Raw genomic sequence first — 24442 nt, 5'->3', positions numbered from 1 at the left:
TCATAGTATAATTGATCGTTTATCCTGACGGCACTTCTAAAAAGTCATTTTTTATAGGCGCCAGCTGCTTCTTATTCCACACATATCTGGTGCCGTTTGATGTCAAACTCCATTGAAAATCTGCGCAATGTCGCAATCATAGCTCACGTCGACCACGGGAAAACCACCCTGGTTGATCAACTGCTTCAACAGTCTGGAACACTGGAGGTGCGTGGAGAGGCTGAAGAACGCGTTATGGATTCCAATGATCTGGAGAAAGAGCGCGGTATAACTATCCTCTCCAAGAATACAGCTATTCGGTGGAATGACCGTCGGGAGCACAAGGCGACCGCGAAGGGGGACGGTACAGGGACGTACCGGATCAATATCGTTGACACTCCGGGGCATGCCGATTTTGGTGGAGAGGTGGAGCGGGTTCTCTCAATGGTTGACTCTGTGTTGTTGTTGGTTGATGCGGTGGAGGGGCCTATGCCCCAAACTCGTTTTGTAACCCAGAAAGCATTGGCACAAGGGCTCTGCCCTGTGGTTGTGGTGAACAAGGTCGACCGTCCAGGATCCCGTCCAGATTGGGCCGTAGACCAAACTTTTGATCTGTTTGACAGGTTGGGGGCAACCGATGAACAGCTTGATTTCCCTGTGGTTTATGCCTCGGCACTACAGGGGTTTGCCAGTCTCGATGTGGAGGCGCGAGATGGAGATATGACGCCACTATTTGAGTCGATAATAGAAAATGTCCCCGTGCCAGAGGTGGATATGGACGGACCCTTCCGCATGCAGATCAGTGCGCTGGACTACTCCAGCTATGTTGGGGTGATCGGAGTGGGCAGGATAGAGCGTGGCAGTGTCACAACCAACTCCGCAGTCACCATTCTCTCTGTTGATGGTACCAAGAGGAGTGGACGGATGTTACAGATCCTTGGTTTTCATGGGCTTGAGAGGGTTGAGGTGGAGAAGGCAACTGCGGGGGATATCATAGCCTTTACCGGTATTGATGGTCTGCAGATATCAGATACCATCTGTGACCCAAATATGGTTGAGGCGCTGCCTCCATTAACCGTTGATGAACCAACATTGAGCATGACCTTTCAGGTCAACAATTCTCCGTTTGCGGGGCTGGAAGGTAAGTTTGTCACCAGTAGAAATATTCGCGAACGTCTGCAGCAGGAGTTGATTCACAATGTAGCCCTGCGGGTTGATGAGGGTGATGACCCTGACAAATTTAGAGTCTCAGGCAGAGGAGAGTTGCACCTCTCCATTCTGATTGAAAATATGCGACGTGAGGGGTATGAGCTTGGCATATCTCGTCCCGAGGTTATTATTCGGGAGATAGATGGGGTGGTAAGTGAGCCGTACGAGAGCCTTACTGTAGATGTAGAGGAGGATCACCAGGGCTCTGTTATGGAGAAGCTGGGTGAGCGCAAGGGTGAGCTGACAGATATGGTGCCTGATGGCAAAGGGCGTATCAGGATGGACTATACGATCCCATCAAGGGGATTGATTGGGTTCCGTACAGAGTTTCTTACTGCTACATCTGGTACTGGACTTATTTACCATACCTTCGACCATTATGGCCCAAGAGTTGAGGGAAAGATTGGTGAACGCCATAACGGTGTACTTATATCCAAGGACAAGGGCAAGGCTCTTGCATACGCACTATTCAACCTGCAGGAGCGGGGAAGGCTGTTTATTGGTCATGCAGAGGATGTGTATGAGGGAATGTTGATTGGTATTCACTCTCGCGATAATGATCTTGTAGTTAACCCACTCAAGGCCAAACAGTTAACCAATGTCCGTGCAGCAGGTACAGATGAAAATCTGATCCTCTCTCCACCCATCAAGATGACACTGGAGCAGGCACTGGAATTTATTAATGATGATGAGTTGGTGGAGGTTACCCCCGCGTCGATTCGTCTGCGCAAGAAGATGCTTACCGAGAATGAGCGCAAGCGTGCTGCTCGCCCATCATCATAAGGGTAAGTTACATTCGATTCTTGATCTCCATTAACTTGCGACGCTGACGTTTGTCTGGTCGACGCACGCGATTGGCTCTGGAGTGGGCCTCCAGCCTCTTCTGTTCCACAATTTCCAACCTTGCTTTCAGGCTTCCTGCGCTCTCCTGGTAGAGTTGCTGGGCCTCACTGGCAGGGCGACGATGGCGGGTTATCTTGATAACCTCTACCTCAAAACGGGTCTCGCCACGTAAAATCTGCAGCTGGTCCCCAGGCTTTACCATACGTGATGGTTTGATGCGGTTACCGTTTAGGTGAACTTTTCCGCCAGATATTGCATCAGTTGCCAGACGCCTGGTCTTGAAGAAACGGGCCGCCCATAACCATTTGTCCAGTCTCAGGGTATCTTCACTATTCATCTATATTTTGTAATTTATTCCTGACTATTGCGATATAGTATAGCGGTTGAGGATAGGGAGCGGATGAATACATTTACAGAGACAATTCAATCAAGAAAGCGCCTGCTTGAAAATCACCTGGGTGACTTCATGGGACGTCTTGCCAAACGCTGCGCCAAGGGTTGGGGTGATCGCAGAGAGCTTGATCAAGTGTTGCATGATGCCTACGATAATTGTGATGATGCCCCCGCATGTCGTCTGCTCTATATTGTGGATGTGGATGGAGTGCAGCTGAGCTCCAATGTTTTTGCCGATGGCAAATTTGATGAGGGCCGGGTTGGGCAGGATCTTTCGGAGCGCCCATATATCTCCAAAGTGGTTCCCAGTAGTGGATTCTTTCTCTCGGATGTCTATATTAGTCAGACCAACCGCCGTAGCCTGATTACCGCTGTACAGCTGGTTAGGGATGGTAGTGAGGCTAAGGGGTTTGTTTGTGCCGACTTTGAGCTAAGCATGCTTCCGGAGATTGATCAACCCTCGGAGGATCGCAGAATCTGGATGCAGGTAAAGGGGGATCCATCAATTCGTGACACCCTCTTTATGCAGAGCAGGGCAACCAGCCCGATGGATGAGCGAATAGATGATGTATTGGCAACGATTGATGAGTTGATAGTTGAGCGTGGGATTTTTCATGCAAAACTGCACTTCTCCAGTTCACGGGCAACACTCTGGATCTATGATGATCCATATAGGTATCGTGTCCATGTGCTGGATGAGATCCTTAACCCTTCCGTATGCCTGGCCTATCCATTGAGGTCATATCCAGAGGATGCACTGGTTCCACAGAATATGGTGCGGGAGATTCTTGAGCGTTTCAAATGGTTGCGAGAGGTGGATGAGACCATCTATCTGCGTGCTGGCTCACTCAATATTATCAATGGTATTGTTGCCCTCAATTTCTCTTGTGACGGCTCTCACTATCTCCCATATGAGGAGTTTATGGAGATGGATGAAAGTTTCTGGTTTGGCTCAGCCTGATTTGGTTACTCCTTCAAAACAAAAAAACCGCTCGAGCTGAGCGGTTTTTTTTGTTTAAGAATCGAAGTGCTCTCTGCTAGAAAGCCCCCTCTGCTGCACCCTCGATAATGTTGTTAATTTTGTCAGCAACCTCCTGAGCCATCGCTTTTGCCTCAGGGGGCATCTCCATGGCTGTGATCATGGCAGGGTTCATGCTCCACATTCTGATCTTGCCATCTTTCCCCTCAACCACAGCAATTCGACACGGCATCACAATTACAAAGGCATCAGAGACGTCGGCCAAGACAGCAGCTGTTTTGGCGTCACAGATATTGTGAATGCTTAGGTGACGATAAGGTTTGCCGGTTACTTTTGTAACCTGCTTGGATAGCGGGAACATAGCAACATGAAGAATACCTTCACTGATTGAAAGCTGTTTGATTGACTCATCAACCTCCTCTGCAGTGATCCCCTCCTCAATGTCGGTAGCAACGTACATGTCTTTGAACTCAAATGCAGAAGCCTGACCTGCAGTCATGGTGAATGTGGCCACAAGCAGTAATTGAACAAGTTTTTTCATGATTACACTGACTCCTCTCAGTTGTTTTTATTTAGTGTTGGCCGCCCATAGTAATCCATTTTTTTGTGCGGGACAAAAAAATCTTGTCTATGAGGTGTTCAGGGGCTTTTTCAGGCTACAGCTGAGGTTATGGGTGTCGTTTGGTGATCAGGAGTGTAATAATCGTCACTGCCGTTAACCCAGAATGAGATGTTTCTTCTCAGAAACTCCGGAACGGTAAGGTAGTGTGTGCTATCACAGGAGAAGTTGAGCTCTACCATACCGGTCACAATATTTAGTGATCCACACCGCAGATAGGCATTCTCGTCTGCCAGACGAAGAGATTTAAAGAGCTCCAGCACAGGCATGATCTGTTCTTTTGGGGTTGTTGAGATTGGAGAGAATGGTTGGCTTCTGATGGAGCCCATAAAGCTTGGTGACATTATCTGCTCGATGGTTGTCAGCCGGTCATGATACGGCTGATCGTTGAACCAGAGTGTTGTGGCCGAACTGGAGTACTTCAGTTGTATATGAAATGCCCCTTTTTCAAGAAAAAGTTTTTCAATCAGACGGTTTAACGGATCAATTTGCTGCTCCATGCTGCTGACGGTTCTGGTCTGCATAAAAAGCTGTTGTCTGATTGACGGATCACCCTTGATTTGAGTATGTGCCAGTTGCATGGGGCTTGGTTGCCTATATTCCAAACAGGATATTGCTGACCGAGGATATTGTCTCCTGGTCTGTTGACATTAAAACCACAAATAGAATGATGATGGCTATTCCAAAACCATAGAGAATACCGGTTGTTGTTGAGAGTATTATCTCGAATGAGATATTAGATCTTGTTGTTTTTTCTCCTCTTTCCATATTGAAAGAGGTTAAGTTATATCTGTTGTTGCAGTAAATACGTAGTTCTACGTATTTTGTTTAATATGGTCGTTATTCACTGACAATTCCAGCCCGATACGCGTAAGCAACCATTTCCACCCCATTCTGGAGATCGAGTTTTTTCATTATGTTCTGGCGATGCTTTTCTATAGTGCGGGAGCTAACGAAAAGTTTTTCTGCAATCTTGTGGTTGGTCAACCCCCCTGCCAATGCGCGCAGTACATCCTTTTCTCGTGAGGTGAGCAGTTTTGCTGAGATATCCTCTATTGCCTGCTCTACTGACTCACCTTGCTCCAGCTCATCCGAGAAGATTGATCTGCTTATGTATGGAGATCCATCTATAACTGTACGGATGGCCTTTACCATCTCTGCAGGGGGCGTATCTTTTGTCAGATATCCGCTTGCACCCATCTGCAGCATCTCTGTAGCCCTGTATTTATCAGAGATACTGCTTAGCCCTATTATCAGTAGATCAGGAAATTGTTTATGGATCTTGATGGTTGTCTCAATTCCATCCATGTCTGGCATGCGCACATCCATAATAATCACGTCTGGGGTAATGGTCTGAATCATCTCCAGGACCTCAGCCCCGCTTTCAGCCGTTCCTGCAATCTCAATCTCTTCAGAAGATGATAAAAAGCTACGCAGTGCCTCACGTATCAGGGGCTGATCATCTACAAGAATAACCCGTATCTTTTTCACGATTGCCGCATATCCATGATCTGTTCCATGATCTGATTCAGTAGGACTGCTATTGTATCAGGCTCTTGCTGTTCCGCCTGTTTCTCTATCTCTGCAGCAATGTCGGCTATGCTGCCAAAACCAAGAATAAGGGCATTACCCTTGATTGCATGGGCAGTTTCGGTCAGATCTTTCCACTCTCTCTGCCGTAGTTGTTCATGTAGTGCCTGTAATTTATTGTCACTATCATCAAGGAATAGTGATATCAGCTCTCTCTTGTCTGTTGATGGCTCAACATTAGTGGTTTTGTCCTCATCCCTCTCTCTTGATGGGCTGAGTGCGTGACGAACCATCAGTAGCAGTTGATCCTTGGACGCAGGTTTTGGCAACCAGTGGCTACAGCCACTCTTAAACGCGCGCTCTCTGGTTTTATCCAGCACATCTGCTGTCATTGCCACAATCGGAACCGGGACAAGATTGCTGGAGTGTTCAAAAGCGCGAATTTCCCTGGTTGCCTCAAATCCATTAAGTGCAGGCATTCTAAGGTCCATCAGAACAAGATCTATGCCACCTTTTTTATAGGCATCAACAGCTTCCCTGCCATCACGAGTGGATATGGTTTTATAGTTTGGGCTGGCGAGGTAGTTCTCAATCACAAGACGATTAATCTCTGAATCATCTGCAATAAGTATAGAGTACTCTTTGTTGGTCGTGTAGGTTGCGGCGGCAGCGGTGTCAGACTCAATATCTTCAGTAGCAATCTTTAGTGGTAGCAGAACAAAGAAGTCGCTGCCATGATCTTCAGTGCTCTGTACCCATATCTCCCCACCAGCCTGCTCAACCAGAGATTTTGTTATAGCAAGACCAAGCCCGGTACCAGATGGGCTATCGGTGCTGGTCTCATGTAACCTGTCGAACGCACTGAATATGCCAGGCAGTTTATCCTCAGGCACCCCTATTCCTGAGTCACTGACCTGAATTCTCAGTGTGATCTCGTTTTCTCCACTGATCTCCAGCAAAATTGTAAGTGAGACCTCACCTTCATTGGTATATTTGATGGCGTTACTCAGCAGATTCAGCAGGATCTGACGTAAAACCTTGGGGTCTCCAGTCAGGTGGTCAGGGATCTCCGGGTCAATATAGTGGAGATAGGTAAGTGCCTTGTTGTCAGCGTCAATTTTTACAATGGCATTAATCTGTTCGGCTATATTGGTGAGAGAAAATGGGACCATGTGCAGGGTGAATTTTTTTGCCTCAATTTTCGAGAAGTCCAGTATGTTGCTAAGAAGCTCGGAGAGGTGATGGCTGGATATATTCAGAGAGTCTACATACCGTTGCTGTTGGGTGTTCAGAGGGGTCTCCAGAAGAAGTTCAGAGATACCTACAATTCCGTTCATTGGAGTGCGAATCTCATGGCTCATCTTGGCCAGGAATTCACTCTTGCTGCGGCTGGCATCCTCGGCCTTTTCCTGACTTTTTTTCAGGGCTGCTGTTCTATAGTAAACGTGGTGCTCAAGATTGTCCTTGTGCTCCTGGAGGTCCTGGGTAGTGTTGTCAATTGTGGCGAGCATCTTGCGGATGGATTCCGCAAGTTCTCTTATCTCATTTATCCTCACAGTTTTTGGGAACTGTTCCAGTGCATAGCGTACCCTCTCACCCTCTGCGACATTGTGGGTGATACGTGTCAGTCTGAGAATTGGACGGGTCAGGGTAAGAGAGATGATGATAGCGAGTAGCAGAGCGAACATGGCAGCCACAAGGCCTGTCTGGAACAGAATATTTCTAAGTTGTTCAATGGTGGCAAGAGCTGCATCCTCCGTCTTAAAAATGGTCATTCCAAGATTCAGCTCATCCAGTGGTTGCCAGCTAACCAGAATTGGCTTACATGCAGTATCAATGTTCCAGCCTGCCCCACGTTTTCCTTGCAGCGCCTGAATCATTGGTAGACTATCCAGGTTGTTGCTGCGAAACGAGATGCAGTCATCAGTTGGCTGTGGAGTCTCCCAGCCAAGATTGAGGATGGATACACCATGCTCATTTTTTGTGGCAAGTAGCAGTTCGCTATCGTTATGTTTTTCTGTGCCACCTTTTATGGTGAGAATGTTTATAAGACGATCCATATCTATCTCTGCCGCAATAACCCCAACCATCTCTCCCTGAATGTTGACAGGGGTGGCTATAAAGGTGGTGAACCGTTCGTATGGCTCATAGTATGCGTGGTAAGGTTTTGAGATAGATTGTGTAGAGATGACCTCCTGGAAGCTTTTTGTCAGAACCGAGTTCATGTAGAACTCATCCAGCAGGGTGATGTCATGTGACTCATGGTGTTGCAGATCCAGCAGGATCTCTCCATCAGTGGATATCATAACCATGTTCTTTAGCCCCCACTGCTGGATCAGAGAGAGAAAAGTGCTGTTTTTAGCGCTCAGATTTGTCGGGTTTGATGAAAGCATGTCAGGAGAGGGCAGTGGTATGAACTGTTTTCTCGCATCATCTCTATAAAGTTTGTGGGTTCTGTCGTAGCGTAGAAGTTGTGTGGCAAGCCGTTCTGACTGAGAGATGTTTAGAAGGTGTTGTTTTCGTTCACTGAAGAAGTCACGTACCTGATGTTCACGAATGCTGCCTACAAAGGTAAGGTCACGCATTATTTCATCTACAATGGACTGTTTTGCAAGATAAAGTGCGATTCCTCCCATAATAAAAAGGGGGGTGAGGGAGACGATCAAGAACCATCCAATCTGTTGGGTGGTCAGGTTATTTAGGCGATTGGCTCTCATGGGATGTGACATTTTTGCACAAGAGGCGAGAGTTGACGATATTTACCTGTAATTATATGTAGTAACAGGCGTATCTTATATGCTAGGATCTATGATTGATTGTTGATCATATAAAAAAAACTAATAATTAGTGGTTGGGGGGATCGATGGAAATAACGCTAACTGATGCGCTGGTGGTGGCTGGTACTGGAATGGTCGTTATCTGGCTGTTTCTCTGGTACATAAATACCCACCCGAAGGGGTGCTGTGGAATAAGGCGCAGCTTTTTGAAAGATGAGGATCTACCTCTCAATCAGGTGATGGCAGAGGAAAAAAACAGAGATAGTGATTGACTATTTCAGCGAATACTAATATAATTGGCGGCCTAGACCCTCAGAGGATTTCCTTCGAAAAAGAACCTCCTCCTTCTTTCGTAGGTCCCCCCTTCCTCTGGGGGTCTTCTTATTTTTTATGTGGAATGATCTGACTCGCTCTCTGCGTACCCCCAATTACCGCCGCTATTTTGCCGGGCAGTTGATATCTCTTCATGGAACGCAGATGGCCAATGTGGCGCAATCATGGTTGGTCTACAGTCTGACCCAGTCGAGCTTCATGCTGGGTCTGGTGAATTTCACTCTGCTTCTTCCAGTTCTACTGTTTGGTCTTTTTGGTGGGGTTCTGGCAGACCATGTTTCACGACGTCATCTGATGATTGGTTCACAGGGGTTTGCCATGGTGATGGCGTTTCTATTGGCCTATCTGGCCATTAGCGGCCAGGTTGAGGTGTGGCATATCCTGGTTATTGTCTTCTTTCTTGGGATGGCGCAGGCAATTGATATGCCGGTGCGTCAATCATTCCTGGCAGAATTGGTCTCAAAAGATGAGCTCTCCAATGCCGTTGGTCTTAATTCCGGGGCCTTTAATATGGCTCGCTTCGTAGGGCCTGCAGTTGCAGGTGTATTGTTGCTCAGCTGGAGCGAGGGCTACCTTTTTGCATTAAATGGCATTAGTTATTTTGTGCTGCTATTTGTCTTGTTAACGATGCGTCTTCCGGCAACATCAACGGGAAAGATCAGAGGTGCAGGTAACCTCGATGCGTTGAAGGAGGGGGTATCCTACGCCTGGAATCATGTTGGAATTCGTGCTGCATTGGTTCATGTTGGAGCGGTCAGCATGATGGGAACAGCATTTATTGTCCTGATGCCGGTTTTTGCAGACAGACAGTTTGGTGGAGGTCCGGAGATGCTCGGTCTTTTGCTCTCTTCAGCAGGTATTGGGTCGGTTATTGGGGCGCTTAATCTGGCGCGTAGAACAGGAGATACTTCATTATCTCCCGTAATAGCACGCTCCGGAGTGGTGGCCGCAATTGCGCTTATATTATTTGCCCAGAGTGGCAATATTTTTCAGGCCCTGTTGCTGGGGCCTCAACTGTTATGGCTCGCTACCCCTCTGCTTATTGTGGCAGGATTCTCTGTTACAACTGTGATCGCAACAACCAATGCACAGATTCAGGTTGCAGTAGAGGATCACCTTAGGGGCAGGGTAATGTCTCTGTTTTCCGTAATATTTGTGGGCATGGCACCCATCGGCAGCCTTGCTGCAGGGGTATTGGCCGAGGTTGTTGGAATTCAGATGGCTGTTACCATGTTTGCCATATTGGGCGGGGGCGGCTCTCTGCGTTACTGGTTCGGCAGTTCACGTGCAATAGCACGGTAGCCAATGTCAGTTCGATAGTAGATGCCGTTCCACTTAATCTGACTGGCAAGAGAGTAGGCCTTCTGTTGAGCATCAGATACGCTGTCACCAAGAGCACAGGCACAGAGTACGCGACCACCAGCTGTCACAATATCACCATTTTTTTCAGTGGTACCGGCGTGGAATACTTTCTGATCGTTTAATGACTCTTTGGGGAGGCCAGAAATTGAATCCCCTTTTTCGTAGTTTTCAGGATATCCTCCTGCGGCTAACACAACCCCAAGAGATGGGCGAGGGTCCCATTTCATCTCAATTTCATCAAGCTTATGGTCAATGGCAGCATTGCACAGCGATACCAGATCGGACTGTAGTCGCATCATGATTGGTTGAGTCTCGGGGTCGCCAAAGCGGACGTTGTACTCCAGAACCTTGGAGTTGCCATCCTCATCAATCATCAGGCCGGCATAGAGAAAACCGGTAAAGGGGTTGCCCTCTGCAGCCATTCCCTCAACAGTTGGGATAATGACCTGTTTCATAACGCGCTCATATATCTCCTGGGTAACAACAGGTGCAGGTGAGTAGGCGCCCATGCCGCCAGTGTTCGGCCCCTTGTCACCATTGTCTCGAGCCTTGTGGTCCTGTGATGTAGCCATTGGCAAAATATTCTTGCCGTCGGCAATAACAATAAAACTTGCCTCTTCACCAGATAGAAACTCCTCAATTACCACCTTGTGACCGGCATCACCAAAGGCATTTCCAGCCAACATGTCACGTACAGCAGCCTCAGCCTCTTCAACAGTCTGTGCCAGGATAACCCCTTTGCCAGCAGCCAGACCGTCAGCCTTGATAACAATAGGGGCACCAACCTTGTGTAGATACTCCAGGGCCTCATCAAGATCAGTAAAGTTGCCATAGGCGGCCGTAGGAATATTGTGACGAGCAAGGAAATCTTTGGTAAATGATTTTGACCCCTCTAATTGAGCAGCCCCTCTGTTTGGCCCAAAGCAGCGCAACCCCTGTTCCTGGAATTGATCTACTGCGCCGAGTACCAGTGGCGCTTCCGGACCTACAATGGTGAGGTCTATGGACTCTCTCTGGGCAAATGCAATCAGTTCATCAATATCATCTGAACCGATTGCAACATTCTCTATCTTGTTCTCAAGCGCGGTACCTGCATTTCCAGGAGCCACATATACAGCTTTAACCTCTGGGTTCTGAGCAGCCTTCCAGGCCAGTGCATGTTCACGGCCACCACTTCCAATTACCAATACTTTCATTTTTTGTAGTACCTTTTATGGTTGTTTAGTGTCTAAAGTGACGCATGCCGGTAAACACCATCGCCATACCATGCTCATCTGCTGCTGCAATAACTTCATCATCACGCATTGACCCACCGGGCTGAATGACTGCAGTAATCCCGGCTACGTTGGCTGCGTCAATGCCATCTCTGAATGGGAAAAATGCATCAGATGCCATTACAGATCCAGGTACCTCAAGACCGGCATGTTCAGCCTTGATTCCTGCAATACGGGCAGAGTTGATGCGGCTCATTTGACCCGCTCCAACACCAATGGTCATGTTGTTCTTGCCGTAAACAATAGCGTTGGATTTAACAAATTTGGCTACCTTCCAGCTGAATAGAAGATCATTCATCTCCTGTTCTGTAGGAGTGCGTTTGGTTGCAATCGTTACCTCATTGGTAAGAAGTAGATCTGCATCCTGTACCAATAGACCGCCATTTACCCGCTTCATATCAAGTCGCTGCTGCTCATCGGCCCATGATCCGGAGATCAGTAGACGGACATTCTTTTTCTCGCTTACCACTGCGACAGCCTCATCAGAGACTGCAGGGGCAATAATTACCTCAACAAACTGACGGTCAATAATTGCTCTGGCAGCTTCCGCATCCAGAGGTTGATTGAAGGCGATAATTCCCCCGAAGGCAGACTCTGGGTCTGTTGCATAGGCGCGATCGTAAGCCTCTAACAGGTTTTCGCCATAGGCAACCCCGCAGGGGTTGGCATGTTTTACGATTACGCATGCAGGTGACTCGTCAAACTGTTTGACACACTCCAGAGCGGCATCGGTGTCCCCAATATTATTGTAGGAGAGCTCTTTGCCCTGGATCTGTTTAGCGGTGGAAATTGAGCCCTCAGCAGCATTGGCCTCAACAAAGAAGGCAGCCTTTTGGTGAGGATTCTCACCATAACGCATCTCTTGGGTTTTGATGTACTGACTGTTAAAGGTACGTGGAAAATTGGATGTTTCACCATCACTGCCGATTTTTCCAAGATAGTTGGCAATGGCGCCGTCATAGTGCGCTGTATGTTCATATGTTTTTACCGCAAGATCAAAGCGGGTTGCATCACTGACGGTGCCGCCACTACTGTTCATCTCTTGCAGGACTCTATCGTAGTCGTCAGCATCCACAATAACGGTGACAGCAGCACTGTTTTTGGCTGCTGCACGGAGCATTGTGGGGCCACCAATATCGATATTCTCAATGGCAGTTGCCAGATCACAATCAGGGTTGGCAACCGTCTGTTCAAATGGGTATAGATTAACCACAACCATGTCGATGGGCGGGATCTTATGTTGTGCCATGATCTCATCATCAACTCCGCGACGTCCAAGCAGGCCACCATGCACTTTTGGATGCAGGGTCTTGACTCGTCCGTCCATCATCTCCGGAAAGCCTGTGTAGTCTGAAACCTCCGTAACCTTGATGCTGTTTTCAGAGAGTAGTTTTGCTGTTCCGCCAGTAGAGAGAATCTCAATGCCGTGCTGACTTAGCTGTTGGGCAAACTCTACAATTCCGGTTTTGTCGGAGACACTGATTAGTGCACGATTAATTTTCATTACTTCTATCCTTGATGTTTAAGAAAAGATGCGGCGCGGTTATTTGCCACTACTCTTGATGTCATGCTGCACAATTTTTTTCTTTAGGGTGTTGCGGTTAATCCCCAGCATTTTAGCTGCCCTGGACTGGTTGCCATCACACTGTTTGAGAGTAAGCTCCAACAGTGGTTGCTCCATCTGATCAAGGATGCGCTGATATAGATCTGTTGGCTCACTCCCGCCAAGCTTGCCAAAGAACTCTTCCAGATTTCCACGTATACAGGCACGAAAAGAGGCACACTTGTCGTTGACGCTACTCACGCGGCAATCTCCTTCTCTGTTTTGTCAAACCGGATAATCTCCTCAAAAAAATTATATGTCATGCGCAGCTGCTCTTCAGTGGTCTCAACTCGATTTACCCGCTGTCTGAATGAGGCGCCATGGCGCTGTCCCTTGCTGTACCAGGAGATATGTTTGCGGGCAACCCGAACCCCGGTACGCTCCCCATAAAATTCATATAGATTATTGAGATGGCCAAGCAGCAGGTCACGAATCTCTTCATTTTCCGGCTCAGGGAGTGTTTCACCAGATTCCAGGTAATGGAGGATGGAGCGAAAAATCCATGGCTTGCCCTGGGCAGCTCTCCCAATCATCAGGCCGTCGGCTCCGGTTTTGTCTAATACTTCAGCCGCTTTTTGCGGTGAGGTGATATCACCGTTTGCAATAACGGGTATCTCAATAGTCTGTTTGATGGTTGCTATGGTCCCATATTCAGCATCACCTCTATAACCGTCAGCACGGGTTCTGCCATGTACAGCAAGAGCCTGAATGCCGGCATTTTCAGCAATGCTAGCAATTTGCACTCCGTTGCGACTGTCATGGTCCCATCCAGTGCGGATCTTCAGTGTTACCGGTATATCAACAGCCTGAACCACCGCCTCCAAAATCTTTCCCACCAATCTCTCATCCTTCATAAGAGCAGATCCGGCGGCGACATTGCAGATCTTTTTTGCTGGACATCCCATGTTGATATCTATGATTTGGGCGCCACTGTCTGCATTGTATTTAGCGGCCTCAGCCATCATTTGTGGGTCTGCCCCCATGATCTGTACAGAGCGTGGCTCATCCTCCCCAGAGTGATCTGCACGACGTTTTGTCTTCTCACTACCCCACAATAATGAGTTGGAAGAGACCATCTCGGAGACTGCCATACCGGCTCCAAGCTGGCGGCAGAGTTGACGGAATGGACGATCAGTCACGCCTGCCATCGGAGCAAGAACAAGATTGTTTTTCAGTTTGTATGGACCGATCTGCATGGTACAAAAGAGTGTAGGATGTGCTTAAAAAGGAGGCAGATGATACTCCCGTTTTATCTTTCAGTCGAGGGTGATGTGGGTTGTTACCCCTTTTTCTGCCCCTCAATCCTGACCCACTCCTGTTGGAAAGCAGGTGGATTCATATCAAACCATGGGACGTAGGCGGAGATCACCTCATCTGCCTGATTATGAAGAATACCAGAGAGAATAATATTGCCACCGGGGGCTACGTGGGCTGCCAGTTTGGGGGCAAGTTCAATCAGTGGCCCAGCCAGGATATTGGCAATTAGCAGATCTGCCTGTTGTTCCTGGGGGAACTGATCTGGCAGATAGGTGGAGATCATTGCTGTAACCCCATTTTTTTCGCTATTATCCAGAGTGGCTGTCAGTGCCTGTGGATCGTTGTCAACGCAGTGAACAGATGAAGCTCCAAGTTTTGCTGCGGCAATGGCAAGAATGCCGGAGCCGCAACCGTAATCAATGACCGTTGCTCCATTTGGGGGGTTGGTGTCGAGCCACTCCATGCAGAGCGCGGTGGTAGGGTGGGTGCCGGTACCAAAGGCAAGCCCGGGATCCAGTAAAATATTGACTGCATCACTGTCAACTGGGTCACTCCAGGATGGGACAATCCACAGGTTCTCTCCAAACCTCATGGGGTGAAAATCATCCATCCAGGCACGCACCCAGTTCTGCTCTTCCAGATCGGAGATGGTTAGAGTGGATAACTGCTCTTCGGTTATCTGTTGGGATAGTGCGATCGAGACAAGGTCACGATTTATCTCTGCATCAAACAGGCCAACTACATCAATTCTATTCCAGAGAGGCGTTTCGCCTGGCGCTGGTTCAAGTAGAGGTTGATCTTCTGCGTCCTCAAAGGTTACAGAAGCTGCCCCAAGTTCTGATAGCAGGTTTGATAGTGACTCTGCGCTATCTCTGTTGCTGGTGACTCTGGTCTGGAACCAAGACAATTAGTGGGCTCTGAAAAAGCTTAATGGGATGGAGTTTGGGAGAAGGGCTCTCCTGGCTATAGATCCAGCTTCTTTTCCAGATAGTGGATGTTTGCCCCACCAGCGATGAAGTTTGCATCCCTTATGATGTCACGATGGAGATCTATATTGTTACGAATTCCACCAATTACCATCTCATCAAGTGCTGTGCGCATGCGAGCTATTGCGGTGTCCCTGTTTTCACCGTAAGTGATCAACTTGCCGATCATCGAATCATAGTGAGGAGGGACGTGGTATCCGGTATAGAGGTGTGAATCCACTCGTACCCCAATGCCTCCGGGAGCGTGATAAGTAGTGACTTCTCCTGGTGAAGGGAGAAAGGTGTGTGCGTCCTCTGCATTTATTCGACACTCGATCGCGTGTCCATTTACCTTTATCTCATCCTGTGTGTAACTTAGGGGTTCGCCAGATGCTATACGTAGCTGTTCACGGACTATGTCAACGCCGGTAATCATCTCTGTAACCGGATGTTCAACCTGTACACGAGTATTCATCTCAATAAAGTAGAACTCTCCATTCTCATAGAGGAATTCGAAAGTTCCGGCGCCTGTATAGCCAATCTCCTGACAGGCTTTGGCGCAGCGCTCACCAATTTGTGCGCGCAGCTCTTCGGTGATGCCGGGTGCTGGCGCCTCTTCTACCACCTTCTGGTGGCGGCGCTGCATTGAGCAGTCCCTTTCGGCCAGATGGATGGCGTTGCCATGGTCATCTGCCAGTATCTGAATCTCTACGTGGCGAGGGTTTTCCAGAAACTTCTCCATGTAGACAACATCATTGTTGAAGGCAGTTGCCGCCTCCGTTTTGGTCATGGTAATAGATTGCAGTAGAGTGGCCTCACTGTGTACAACACGCATTCCTCTGCCACCACCACCACCCGCCGCCTTGATTATCACTGGGTAACCAATTTTCTTGCCATGAGCGAGGTTGATAGCATCGTCATCACCCAGAGGGCCGTCAGATCCAGGAACAGTCGGTACCCCCGAGCTCTTCATGGCCTTGATTGCCTCAACCTTGTCTCCCATCATCCGGATAGTATCGGCTTTCGGGCCGATAAAGCGGAATCCACTACGCTCAACCCTCTCTGCAAAATCTGCATTTTCTGATAGAAAACCGTACCCAGGGTGGATACCCATGGCATCTGTCACCTCTGCAGCACTGATAATTGCAGGGATGTTTAGGTAACTATCGAGAGAAGATGGTGGTCCAATACAGACAGACTCGTCTGCCAGGCGTACATGTTTCTGGGTGTGGTCAGCCGTAGAGTGTACTGCAACTGTCTTGATTCCAAGTTCTTTGCAGGCACGCAGAATTCTGAGAGCAATCTCGCCACGGTTGGCAATAACAATTTTATCCAGCATTTTTGTGGTCCCTTTCGCTAACCCTGTGTGGGGCTTGGAGATTATATTTCTGAGGGTTTATTCGATAACAAAGAGAGGTTGTTCAAACTCAATTGCCTCGGCATTTTCTGCAAGTACGGCTTTTATGGTGCCAGACTTGTCGGCCTCGATCTCGTTGAGGATTTTCATTGCCTCGATAATGCAGATAGTGTCACCAGCAGAGACGCTGTCACCTATCTCGACAAATGGTTTTGCCCCAGGTGAGGCAGAGCGGTAGAAGGTGCCGACCATTGGCGATTTGACCTCATGCCCAGAGAAACTTGGTGCAGCGGCAGGTTCAGAAGCACTTTCCGGGGCTGCTACAGGTAACTCAGATACAGCCACTGGCGCAGCCATTGCTGGAGCTGCAACAGCTCCTTGTCCATATCGACTGATGCGTACAGACTCCTCTCCCTCTTGAATTTCTATCTCTGCAATACCGGACTCCTCCAGTAGCTCAATAAGTTTTTTTACCTTTCGAATATCCATAATGGTAGTCCTTGGTGGTTATCTGTTAATGTGCCGCCTGATCAAGGTGTTGAATGGCAGCCTGTAGAGCAAGCGTGTATCCCTGTGCCCCTAGCCCAATAATGATGCCTTGAGCAATATCGGAAAAATATGAGTTATGCCGGAACGATTCACGTGCATGAGTGTTTGAGAGGTGAATCTCAATAAATGGAATATCCACTCCAAGCAGAGCATCACGCAGGGCAACGCTTGAGTGGGTGAATGCTGCAGGATTGATCAGGATGAAACCAACATCTTCCTGGCTGGCCTGATGAATTCGCTCGATAAGCTCCTGTTCAGAGTTGCTCTGAAGATCCTGGAGCTGGTGTCCGGCATTGTGGGCCTCTGAATCTAGTCGTTCGATAATGGCTTCAAGGGTATCGTCACCATAGTGTCCGGGCTCACGGGTGCCAAGAAGATTAAGGTTTGGACCATTTAGAACAAGTATCGTAGACATGTCAGAATATATATGAGTTGATCCATAAATTATATTAAAGTGTTTCTATTGTGGACCGGTTAACGGCTAATGTCCACGTTTTCTTGATGATCGGCGCAAAGTTTGGCTAGATCGCATCAAGAATTGGGATGATGGCTACAATAATGGGTTGATCTGATTGAGTAACTGTTCTCTTGTGGCCTCCCCGGTATGGCGAGCAACAATCTCTCCGCTACGGTTCACAATGACAGTGTAGGGGAGGATGGATCGTCGGTTTCCAAGTGCGATTGAGAAGTCCAGACCTGTGCTCTCACCCTGCATGGTAGGGTAATTATTGATATTGTGCTCCTTTACGTATTGTTTAACCCTTTTGGTGGAGTCAACAGCAACTCCAACAAATTGCACCCCTTTCTCCTTGAGCTCATCTTGTAGCGCAATGATTGTCGGGATCTCACGTCTGCATGGGGGGCACCAGGTGGCCCAAAAATTAATCACCACTACCTGGCCACTCCACTCATTCATTTTATGGGGCCTGCCATCAAGATCGAGTAGAGCAATATCAAGAGGATTCGTATTGTCCGACTTGGTGATGGCCTCAGATGGAGCCACATTCAGGGGGGTTGCAGTAGAGTTCAGGTAGTAGCTGACGGAGCCGCCTGCCAACAGGGCGATCAATGCCAGAATGAGTACTGTTCTCTTGTTCATATCTATTGTTTCAAGGCCTTGCGCACATGTTCTGCAAATGGTTTTGCGTCCATAAACTGCACTAGGCGGGCAGAGGTGACCTCGTTGCCATTCCGGTTAAAGAAGATGAGTGCGGGTGGGCCAAAAATTCCCAGTTTTTTCATCAGGGCCTGATCCTGTTCATCATTGGGGGTAACGTCTGCCTGCAGTAGCATTGCTGAGGAGAGCGCCTGTTGAACATCTGGATCAGAGAAAGTCAGAGATTCAAACTCTTTGCATGAGATGCACCAGTCAGCATAGAAGTCCAGAAAAACAGGCTGGTTGTTACTGGTTGCCCTGGCCAGAGCCTTCTCAAGACCATCAATCCCCTTGATCTGCTGAAAAGAGAGATGCTCTTGTTGAGCTATCGCCGAGCCAGATCCGCCTACGTTGATGTTTTTAAGTGGCTGGAATGGATCGCCACTGCCTGAGCCTGCCCCAATCATTAGCATGACTCCGTAAACCAGCATCAGCAAGCCAGACCCTTTCCATAGCTTCTTCCAGCCGCTGCTGGGGGATGGAAGCGGTTCTAGCGCACCCATGTAAATTGCAGGGACAATTAGTAATGCCGCCCAAAGTACCATGGTTACTGATGGAGGAATGATTCTTTCCAGCATCCATACGGCAACAGCAAGTAGCAATACCCCAAATATTGATTTGACTGCATCCATCCACCCTCCGGCGTGAGGGAGCAGTTTGCCAGCTGAGGTGCCGATTGCCAGTAACGGCATACCCATGCCGATGCTTAGTGCAAACAGAGCCATTCCGCCCAGCAGAGCATCTCCGGTCTGTCCAATATAGATCAGCGCTCCAGCCAGTGGTGCAGCCACACAGGGCCCAACAATCAGGGCAGAAAGTAGCCCCATAACTGCAACCCCGGTCAATGATCCACCTTTTTGTCGATTGCTTGCTGATGCCAGCTTTCCTTGAATGCTCGATGGCATCTGTAAATCATAGAAGCCAAACATGGAGAGTGCCAGAATGACAAAAACAAAGCTGAATGTTCCAAGTATCCACGGATTCTGGAAAGCAGCCTGCAGGTTTTCCCCAAACAGTCCAGCCATCACTCCAGCAAAAGTGTAGGTAAGAGCCATTGCCAGTACATATACCAACGACATGGTGAATGCTCTGCGGGTAGTTATGCTCTCACCCTGGCCTACAATAATGCCAGAGAGAATGGGGATCATCGGGAAGATGCAAGGGGTAAATGCCAGTAACAATCCAAACCCAAAAAAGCTTAGAAGGGTGAGTAACATGTTCCCATTCCCCAGGGATGCTGCAATCTGATCCTGCTCTGCCAGTGGGGCAACACTCTCCTCTGCGGCGGAGGCAGAGGCAATAACTGCAGGCAGGCTGATAGAGACTTTTTTGCTGATTGGTGGGTAGCATATCCCCCGTTCGGCACACCCCTGATACATTACTCTCAGGGTGCCACTGGCGGCATCGTTGCTGGTACGCCTGAGGGGGAGATTGATTGATTGGTTACCATGGTAAACCTCTAGGGTGCCAAAGAACTGATCCTCTTTCATATCTCCCGCAGGGAGGTCGGGGGTACCAATTGAGAGATTTTTCTCATCTAGTAGTTTGAACTTGAACTTGTTGCGATAGAGGTAGTGTTCGTCTGCAATCTGCCAATCCAGCCGGATTGACTCCTCCTCTGGGTCCTCACTGGAGAAGGCAAAAGCCTTGTCGGGATGGAGGGGGTCGTCACTCTCAGCGCCTAAGCCCAGTGAGTCCATCAATCCGCCGAGCTGCTGTAGTGATGATTGTTCTGCCAATGTGGGGGATATAGCCCCCAGCAAGATCAGTATAGTGAACAGTAAAGTCCAGATATTCTCTTTCAATTTCATGACGTTATTATATTTTGCCTCTATTCTTCGGTAGATTGTGCGACCCATGAGAGATATGAGTTGGCTCCGCTCACAATATCCAGTGCAATCACCTCTGGGGTATCGTAGGGGTGGTTACTCTGGATGGTGCTCTCAATATCTGCGTATCGCGTTTTCGTTGTTTTTATAATAAGTAGAGTCTCCTCATCACTCTCTATTTCATCTTTCCACCGATATACTGACTGGACAGCATCAATCAGATTTACACAGGCGGCATATCTACGTTCGACCAATAAACGGGCAATTGATTCCGCTGTTGCCCGATTGGGACAGGTTGTCAGAATTACAATTGTATCTTTCGGTGTTGCCACAATAAGAGCAGAGAATACAGTACAATAGGCGCGATATGAATCCCTTTCGACTGCTCTTCGCCCTCTTTATACTGGTTCCGCTGGTTGAAATTTATCTGTTGATGCAGGTGGGTGCAGTGATTGGAGCCTTTCCAACCATTATATTGGTAGTGGCAACGGCAATTGTTGGAGTGACTCTATTGAGGGCACAAGGACTCTCCACCATGATGGATGCGCAGAGGAGTATGGCTAGTGGAGAGATACCGGCACTTCAGTTATTGGAGGGCGCAGCACTTCTGATAAGCGGGGCCCTGTTGCTTACTCCCGGGTTTGTAACTGATTTTATTGGTTTTCTTGGGCTGGTTCCTGCGACCAGAAGGATGTTGATACGAGGTTTTCTTGCCCGCTCAAGCAGTGTTAATTTCCAGTATCGCTCTACAGACTCGTCTAGAGAGCGAGAAGATGGGGTGACTATCGATGGTGAATTCCACCAAAAGGATGACCCCTGGCTGAAATAGCTGCAAGCTCTTTATTGGGGTATTAGTTATTATTTTCAGCATCTTCCCTTGACTTCACAATAACCGTCCATATTATTAGCACTCCTTGGGCGAGAGTGCTAATTGTGATTTCCTCTCTGCCCGAGTCAGATTTTAAGATTAATCATAATATTAAGGAGAGACCATTATGAATTTGCGTCCCCTGCACGATCGTGTAGTTGTTCGCCGCATGGAAGAGGAGCGGATGTCCGCCGGCGGTATTGTTATTCCTGATTCAGCAACCGAGAAACCAAGCCGTGGCGAGATTGTTGCTGCCGGTAATGGCAAGGTCGCTGATAACGGTTCACGCCAGGAGATGGATGTGAAGGTTGGTGACACTGTTCTGTTCGGTAAATTTGCTGGAACCGAGATTAAGGTGGACGGTGAAGAGCTGCTAGTCATGAATGAAAGCGACATCATGGCTGTCATCGAAGGATAAGGAAGGAAAATAATTATGAGCGCAAAAGAAGTAAAGTTTGGTGATGACGCGCGTCATCTGATGCTGGCCGGCGTCAATACTCTGGCCAACGCGGTAAAGGTAACCCTTGGCCCTAAAGGTCGTAATGTGGTTCTGGACAAGGCATTTGGTGCCCCAACCATTACCAAGGATGGCGTCTCTGTAGCCAAAGAGATCGAGCTGGAGAACAAGTACGAGAATATGGGTGCGCAGATGGTAAAAGAGGTTGCCTCTCAGACATCTGATGTTGCTGGTGATGGAACTACAACAGCAACTGTACTGGCTCAGGCAATCATGCGTGAGGGTATGAAGGCGGTAGCAGCGGGCATGAACCCAATGGACCTCAAGCGTGGAATCGACAAGGCGGTTATAGCTGCAGTTAAACAGATCAAGGGGATCTCAACCCCATGTACTGACACCGGTGCGATTGCCCAGGTCGGTAGTATCTCTGCAAATTCCGATGAGTCAATTGGTACCATCATTGCGGACGCAATGGAGAAGGTCGGCAAAGAGGGTGTAATCACCGTTGAGGAGGGCAAGTCCCTTGAGAATGAGCTGGATGTTGTTGAGGGTATGCAGTTTGATCGCGGTTATCTCTCCCCCTACTTTGTAAATAACCAACAGAACATGACTGCCGAGCTGGAGGATCCATTTATCCTTCTGTTTGACAAGAAGATCTCCAATATCCGTGACCTGCTGCAGATCCTGGAGGGTGTTGCCAAGGCAAGCCGTCCTCTGCTAATTATTGCCGAGGATATCGAGGGTGAGGCACTGGCAACTCTGGTTGTAAACTCCATGCGTGGAATCGTCAAGGTAGCTGCAGTCAAGGCCCCTGGTTTTGGGGATCGCCGCAAGGCCATGCTGCAGGATATAGCGATTCTGACTGGTGGTCAGGTTATCTCTGAGGAGGTCGGACTCTCTCTGGAGAAGACCACTCTGGAAGATCTTGGTACTGCCAAGCGTATTGTGGTCGAGAAGGACAATACCATTATCATTGATGGTGCCGGCAGTGCTGAAGAGATCGAGGCACGTGTTGTCCAGGTTCGTCAGCAGATCGAAAATACCACCTCTGACTATGATAAAGAGAAGCTTCAGGAGCGTGTTGCCAAGTTGGCTGGCGGTGTTGCTGTTATCAAGGTTGGTGCCGCAACAGAAGTGGAGATGAAGGAGAAGAAGGCGCGTGTTGAGGATGCATTGCATGCAACTCGTGCTGCAGTTGAAGAGGGTGTGGTCCCAGGTGGTGGAACTGCTCTGGTTCGTGCCCGTGCAGGTATTGCTGATCTCTCTGGTGATAACCATGATCAGGATGTTGGTATCAACATCATGCGTCGTGCCATGGAAGAGCCACTGCGTCAGATTGTTGCCAATGCAGGTGATGAGGGTTCTGTTGTAGTTAACAACATCGAAAACAACGATGGCAACTACGGCTACAACGCAGCTACTGCAGAGTATGGTGACATGATCGAGATGGGAATTCTTGATCCAGCCAAGGTGACCCGTTCTGCACTGCAGTACGCAGCATCTGTAACTGGTCTGATGATCACTACAGAGGCGATGGTTGCTGAGATTCCTCAGGAGACAGCAGCCCCAATGCCGGATATGAGTGGTGGTATGGGTGGTATGGGAGGAATGGGCGGCATGATGTAAGCTACCAGCTTTAATCCCAAGTAGTACCATAAAGGCCCGTAAGCCTAGTGTTTACGGGCTTTTTTATTGCCTGTTAGTCTGGTTTAGTCCTATACTGTCTCAATAAATCGCAGAGTATTTAGGGGATAATGAGGGGTATCGACAGAATCAGGTGCCCCGATTTAGGAGTTTTTAGAGCGCCGATACCCCTCATTGCACCCCTATCTGTACCCTAGTGAGGTGATTAGATGGCATTAACAGCATTGGAAGTAAAGAAGCTAACCTGTCCTGACGGTCAAAAGCAGGTTAAGAAAAGTGACGGTAACGGGTTGAATTTATTGATAAAAAGCAATGGTTCAAAGTTGTGGAGAATGCGTTACCGGTTTAATGGTAAGTATCAGGAGCTGGCTTTAGGTCAGTACCCTACGATACCCCTCATTGAAGCAAGAAGGTTAGCTGCTGAGGCCCGATCACTTCTGGTACAAGGTGTTAACCCTGCGGAGGAAAGACGCTCCAGAAAGCGGGAAACGGATGCGTCAGATAGAAGCTTTAGCATCGTTGCAACAGCTTGGTGGAATCAGCAAGAATCCTCATGGTCATCGGATCATGCCAAAAAGGTAAAGCGATGGATTGAAGTTGAGTTGAAGTCTATCGGTAATTTATCGGTGGATGCGATTGATCAGGGGCATATCACTGAAGTTATGCTGTCAATTGAAGCTTCCGGTCATCCACGTAAAGCGCCCGTGATTCTCTCTGTGATCAACCGTATCTTCGGATATGCTCTGGCTCACCGGTTTACACGTAATAACCCAGCTCAGGGCTTACCCCTTAGTGATATTCTTAAACCTATGCCGAAGGTTGAGCATCGTGCGGCAATTACTCGATCCAAAGATTTAGGTCAATTGATCCGGGATATCGATAATTCAGGCTTGGGTAGCTACTGCACTGCTGAGGCTCTGAAGCTCATTCCAAGATTATTCCTGAGACCCGGAGAAATTAGAAACCTCCGGTGGGATTACATCGACTTTAACCAGAACTTACTCATCATTCCTGCTGAAGATATGAAACGAGGAAGAGAGCATCTTGTTCCTTTAGCGTGTCAGGTTATAACGCATTTACAGTCAATTCGAGAGATAACAGGTTATTCATCGTATGTATTCCCAAATGAGCGAGATTCTGGGAAGCCACTATCTAAAAACGTCATGACCAACCTGCTGAGAAATCTTGGCTATGCTGCTGATGTGATGTCAGCTCATGGGTTCAGAGCCACGGCATCAACTATCCTGCATGAGCAGGGCTGGCAACCAGAGGTCATCGAAGCTCAGTTGGCTCACCTAACTGGCACAGCCACATCTAGAGCCTATAACCGGTCGATCTATCTAACTGAGAGAACCAGAATGATGCAGAGTTGGGCTGATTATCTCGAAGCGGTGCGTGATGGTGCTGATGTGGTGTCAATAGGAGCGAAGGCGCAGAAGAGGACTTGAAGGTTACACGG

General features: G+C 48.4%; 24 protein-coding genes. 8 read left to right on the top strand and 16 right to left on the bottom strand.

Annotation, left to right across the window (positions count from 1 at the left end; translation table 11 throughout):
- Nucleotides 1-99 precede the first annotated feature (99 nt).
- Nucleotides 100-1971 (top strand): translational GTPase TypA, encoded by a 1872-nt coding sequence (gene typA / locus H8D24_04795; protein ID MBC8519710.1) that lies wholly within the window; start codon nucleotides 100-102, stop codon nucleotides 1969-1971.
- A 7-nt stretch (nucleotides 1972-1978) separates the two neighbouring features.
- Here the strand turns inward: typA and H8D24_04790 are convergent, their stop codons facing one another.
- A complete protein-coding gene (locus H8D24_04790; GenBank protein MBC8519709.1) occupies nucleotides 1979-2368 on the bottom strand; it encodes an RNA-binding protein in 390 nt (129 codons plus the stop codon).
- 63 nt (nucleotides 2369-2431) lie between these two features.
- On the opposite strand from H8D24_04790, the gene H8D24_04785 reads away from it, so the two are divergent.
- A complete protein-coding gene (locus H8D24_04785; GenBank protein MBC8519708.1) occupies nucleotides 2432-3385 on the top strand; it encodes a cache domain-containing protein in 954 nt (317 codons plus the stop codon).
- 76 nt (nucleotides 3386-3461) lie between these two features.
- Here the strand turns inward: H8D24_04785 and H8D24_04780 are convergent, their stop codons facing one another.
- The 4 genes from H8D24_04780 to H8D24_04765 form a co-directional block, all read right to left on the bottom strand.
- On the bottom strand, nucleotides 3462-3944 hold the full coding sequence (locus tag H8D24_04780) for a DUF302 domain-containing protein (GenBank protein MBC8519707.1): 483 nt from the start codon (nucleotides 3942-3944) through the stop codon (nucleotides 3462-3464).
- A gap of 110 nt (nucleotides 3945-4054) precedes the next feature.
- Nucleotides 4055-4603, bottom strand: coding sequence for a hypothetical protein (locus H8D24_04775; protein ID MBC8519706.1), 549 nt, complete (start codon nucleotides 4601-4603; stop codon nucleotides 4055-4057).
- A gap of 259 nt (nucleotides 4604-4862) precedes the next feature.
- Nucleotides 4863-5513, bottom strand: coding sequence for a response regulator transcription factor (locus H8D24_04770; protein MBC8519705.1), 651 nt, complete (start codon nucleotides 5511-5513; stop codon nucleotides 4863-4865).
- Entirely contained in the window at nucleotides 5510-8269 is a 2760-nt protein-coding gene (locus tag H8D24_04765) for a response regulator (GenBank protein ID MBC8519704.1), read from the bottom strand. Before H8D24_04765 ends, H8D24_04770 begins: the two co-directional genes overlap by 4 nt.
- A 146-nt stretch (nucleotides 8270-8415) precedes the next feature.
- Here H8D24_04765 and H8D24_04760 point away from each other — a divergent pair, with 146 nt between their 5' ends.
- A complete protein-coding gene (locus H8D24_04760) occupies nucleotides 8416-8601 on the top strand; it encodes a hypothetical protein (GenBank protein ID MBC8519703.1) in 186 nt (61 codons plus the stop codon).
- Nucleotides 8602-8719: 118 nt separating this feature from the next.
- Entirely contained in the window at nucleotides 8720-9964 is a 1245-nt protein-coding gene (locus H8D24_04755; protein ID MBC8519702.1) for an MFS transporter, read from the top strand.
- On the opposite strand, the gene purD is transcribed toward H8D24_04755, so the two are convergent.
- The 11 genes from purD to H8D24_04700 all read right to left on the bottom strand — a co-directional run bounded on the left by purD (nucleotide 9928) and on the right by H8D24_04700 (nucleotide 20346).
- A complete protein-coding gene (purD, locus tag H8D24_04750; protein ID MBC8519701.1) occupies nucleotides 9928-11220 on the bottom strand; it encodes a phosphoribosylamine--glycine ligase in 1293 nt (430 codons plus the stop codon). The two genes, H8D24_04755 and purD, sit on opposite strands and share 37 nt — an antisense overlap.
- A 25-nt stretch (nucleotides 11221-11245) precedes the next feature.
- Entirely contained in the window at nucleotides 11246-12802 is a 1557-nt protein-coding gene (gene purH / locus H8D24_04745; GenBank protein ID MBC8519700.1) for a bifunctional phosphoribosylaminoimidazolecarboxamide formyltransferase/IMP cyclohydrolase, read from the bottom strand.
- 39 nt (nucleotides 12803-12841) lie between these two features.
- The gene (locus H8D24_04740) at nucleotides 12842-13102 is read right to left on the bottom strand and encodes a Fis family transcriptional regulator (protein MBC8519699.1); all 261 of its coding nucleotides are present in this window, start codon (nucleotides 13100-13102) and stop codon (nucleotides 12842-12844) included.
- The gene (gene dusB, locus H8D24_04735; GenBank protein MBC8519698.1) at nucleotides 13099-14097 is read right to left on the bottom strand and encodes a tRNA dihydrouridine synthase DusB; all 999 of its coding nucleotides are present in this window, start codon (nucleotides 14095-14097) and stop codon (nucleotides 13099-13101) included. The genes H8D24_04740 and dusB overlap by 4 nt, the downstream gene beginning before the upstream one ends.
- A gap of 83 nt (nucleotides 14098-14180) precedes the next feature.
- The gene (gene prmA, locus H8D24_04730) at nucleotides 14181-15065 is read right to left on the bottom strand and encodes a 50S ribosomal protein L11 methyltransferase (protein ID MBC8519697.1); all 885 of its coding nucleotides are present in this window, start codon (nucleotides 15063-15065) and stop codon (nucleotides 14181-14183) included.
- Nucleotides 15066-15121: 56 nt separating this feature from the next.
- Nucleotides 15122-16462 carry an acetyl-CoA carboxylase biotin carboxylase subunit gene (gene accC / locus H8D24_04725; GenBank protein ID MBC8519696.1) on the bottom strand — a complete coding sequence of 447 codons (1341 nt, stop codon included), beginning with the start codon at nucleotides 16460-16462 and terminating at the stop codon, nucleotides 15122-15124.
- Between the two features lie 57 nt (nucleotides 16463-16519).
- The gene (locus tag H8D24_04720) at nucleotides 16520-16969 is read right to left on the bottom strand and encodes an acetyl-CoA carboxylase biotin carboxyl carrier protein (GenBank protein MBC8519695.1); all 450 of its coding nucleotides are present in this window, start codon (nucleotides 16967-16969) and stop codon (nucleotides 16520-16522) included.
- 25 nt (nucleotides 16970-16994) lie between these two features.
- The gene (gene aroQ / locus H8D24_04715) at nucleotides 16995-17444 is read right to left on the bottom strand and encodes a type II 3-dehydroquinate dehydratase (GenBank protein ID MBC8519694.1); all 450 of its coding nucleotides are present in this window, start codon (nucleotides 17442-17444) and stop codon (nucleotides 16995-16997) included.
- A gap of 135 nt (nucleotides 17445-17579) precedes the next feature.
- Complete coding sequence (locus H8D24_04710; GenBank protein MBC8519693.1) at nucleotides 17580-18128, bottom strand: TlpA family protein disulfide reductase; 549 nt, start codon at nucleotides 18126-18128, stop codon at nucleotides 17580-17582.
- 2 nt (nucleotides 18129-18130) lie between these two features.
- Nucleotides 18131-19996: a protein-disulfide reductase DsbD gene (locus tag H8D24_04705; GenBank protein ID MBC8519692.1), complete on the bottom strand. Its 1866-nt coding sequence runs from the start codon at nucleotides 19994-19996 to the stop codon at nucleotides 18131-18133.
- Between the two features lie 20 nt (nucleotides 19997-20016).
- The gene (locus tag H8D24_04700; GenBank protein MBC8519691.1) at nucleotides 20017-20346 is read right to left on the bottom strand and encodes a divalent-cation tolerance protein CutA; all 330 of its coding nucleotides are present in this window, start codon (nucleotides 20344-20346) and stop codon (nucleotides 20017-20019) included.
- A 35-nt stretch (nucleotides 20347-20381) separates the two neighbouring features.
- Between H8D24_04700 and H8D24_04695 the strand changes: the two genes are divergently transcribed.
- The 4 genes from H8D24_04695 to H8D24_04680 all read left to right on the top strand — a co-directional run bounded on the left by H8D24_04695 (nucleotide 20382) and on the right by H8D24_04680 (nucleotide 24431).
- Nucleotides 20382-20843, top strand: a complete 462-nt coding sequence (locus H8D24_04695; GenBank protein ID MBC8519690.1) for an FxsA family protein — start codon at nucleotides 20382-20384, stop codon at nucleotides 20841-20843.
- Nucleotides 20844-21009: 166 nt separating this feature from the next.
- Nucleotides 21010-21300 (top strand): co-chaperone GroES, encoded by a 291-nt coding sequence (groES, locus tag H8D24_04690; protein ID MBC8519689.1) that lies wholly within the window; start codon nucleotides 21010-21012, stop codon nucleotides 21298-21300.
- 15 nt (nucleotides 21301-21315) lie between these two features.
- A complete protein-coding gene (groL, locus tag H8D24_04685) occupies nucleotides 21316-22965 on the top strand; it encodes a chaperonin GroEL (GenBank protein ID MBC8519688.1) in 1650 nt (549 codons plus the stop codon).
- Between the two features lie 227 nt (nucleotides 22966-23192).
- On the top strand, nucleotides 23193-24431 hold the full coding sequence (locus tag H8D24_04680) for a tyrosine-type recombinase/integrase (protein MBC8519687.1): 1239 nt from the start codon (nucleotides 23193-23195) through the stop codon (nucleotides 24429-24431).
- Nucleotides 24432-24442 lie beyond the last annotated feature (11 nt).

This window comes from Candidatus Thiopontia autotrophica (assembly GCA_014384675.1).
GTDB lineage: Bacteria > Pseudomonadota > Gammaproteobacteria.
This window is presented reverse-complemented; position numbering and strand designations above follow the sequence as displayed.

Coding starts and splice junctions, on each gene's coding strand:
- H8D24_04785 (MBC8519708.1), top strand. CDS start 2,432: ATGAATACATTTACAGAGACAATTCAATCAAGAAAGCGCCTGCTTGAA.
- aroQ (MBC8519694.1), bottom strand. CDS start 17,444: ATGTCTACGATACTTGTTCTAAATGGTCCAAACCTTAATCTTCTTGGC.
- H8D24_04780 (MBC8519707.1), bottom strand. CDS start 3,944: ATGAAAAAACTTGTTCAATTACTGCTTGTGGCCACATTCACCATGACT.
- typA (MBC8519710.1), top strand. CDS start 100: ATGTCAAACTCCATTGAAAATCTGCGCAATGTCGCAATCATAGCTCAC.
- H8D24_04705 (MBC8519692.1), bottom strand. CDS start 19,996: ATGAAATTGAAAGAGAATATCTGGACTTTACTGTTCACTATACTGATC.
- H8D24_04760 (MBC8519703.1), top strand. CDS start 8,416: ATGGAAATAACGCTAACTGATGCGCTGGTGGTGGCTGGTACTGGAATG.
- accC (MBC8519696.1), bottom strand. CDS start 16,462: ATGCTGGATAAAATTGTTATTGCCAACCGTGGCGAGATTGCTCTCAGA.
- H8D24_04710 (MBC8519693.1), bottom strand. CDS start 18,128: ATGAACAAGAGAACAGTACTCATTCTGGCATTGATCGCCCTGTTGGCA.
- H8D24_04755 (MBC8519702.1), top strand. CDS start 8,720: ATGTGGAATGATCTGACTCGCTCTCTGCGTACCCCCAATTACCGCCGC.
- H8D24_04680 (MBC8519687.1), top strand. CDS start 23,193: ATGGCATTAACAGCATTGGAAGTAAAGAAGCTAACCTGTCCTGACGGT.
- groES (MBC8519689.1), top strand. CDS start 21,010: ATGAATTTGCGTCCCCTGCACGATCGTGTAGTTGTTCGCCGCATGGAA.
- purD (MBC8519701.1), bottom strand. CDS start 11,220: ATGAAAGTATTGGTAATTGGAAGTGGTGGCCGTGAACATGCACTGGCC.
- H8D24_04720 (MBC8519695.1), bottom strand. CDS start 16,969: ATGGATATTCGAAAGGTAAAAAAACTTATTGAGCTACTGGAGGAGTCC.
- H8D24_04765 (MBC8519704.1), bottom strand. CDS start 8,269: ATGAGAGCCAATCGCCTAAATAACCTGACCACCCAACAGATTGGATGG.
- H8D24_04775 (MBC8519706.1), bottom strand. CDS start 4,603: ATGCAACTGGCACATACTCAAATCAAGGGTGATCCGTCAATCAGACAA.
- H8D24_04695 (MBC8519690.1), top strand. CDS start 20,382: ATGAATCCCTTTCGACTGCTCTTCGCCCTCTTTATACTGGTTCCGCTG.
- purH (MBC8519700.1), bottom strand. CDS start 12,802: ATGAAAATTAATCGTGCACTAATCAGTGTCTCCGACAAAACCGGAATT.
- H8D24_04790 (MBC8519709.1), bottom strand. CDS start 2,368: ATGAATAGTGAAGATACCCTGAGACTGGACAAATGGTTATGGGCGGCC.
- groL (MBC8519688.1), top strand. CDS start 21,316: ATGAGCGCAAAAGAAGTAAAGTTTGGTGATGACGCGCGTCATCTGATG.
- dusB (MBC8519698.1), bottom strand. CDS start 14,097: ATGCAGATCGGTCCATACAAACTGAAAAACAATCTTGTTCTTGCTCCG.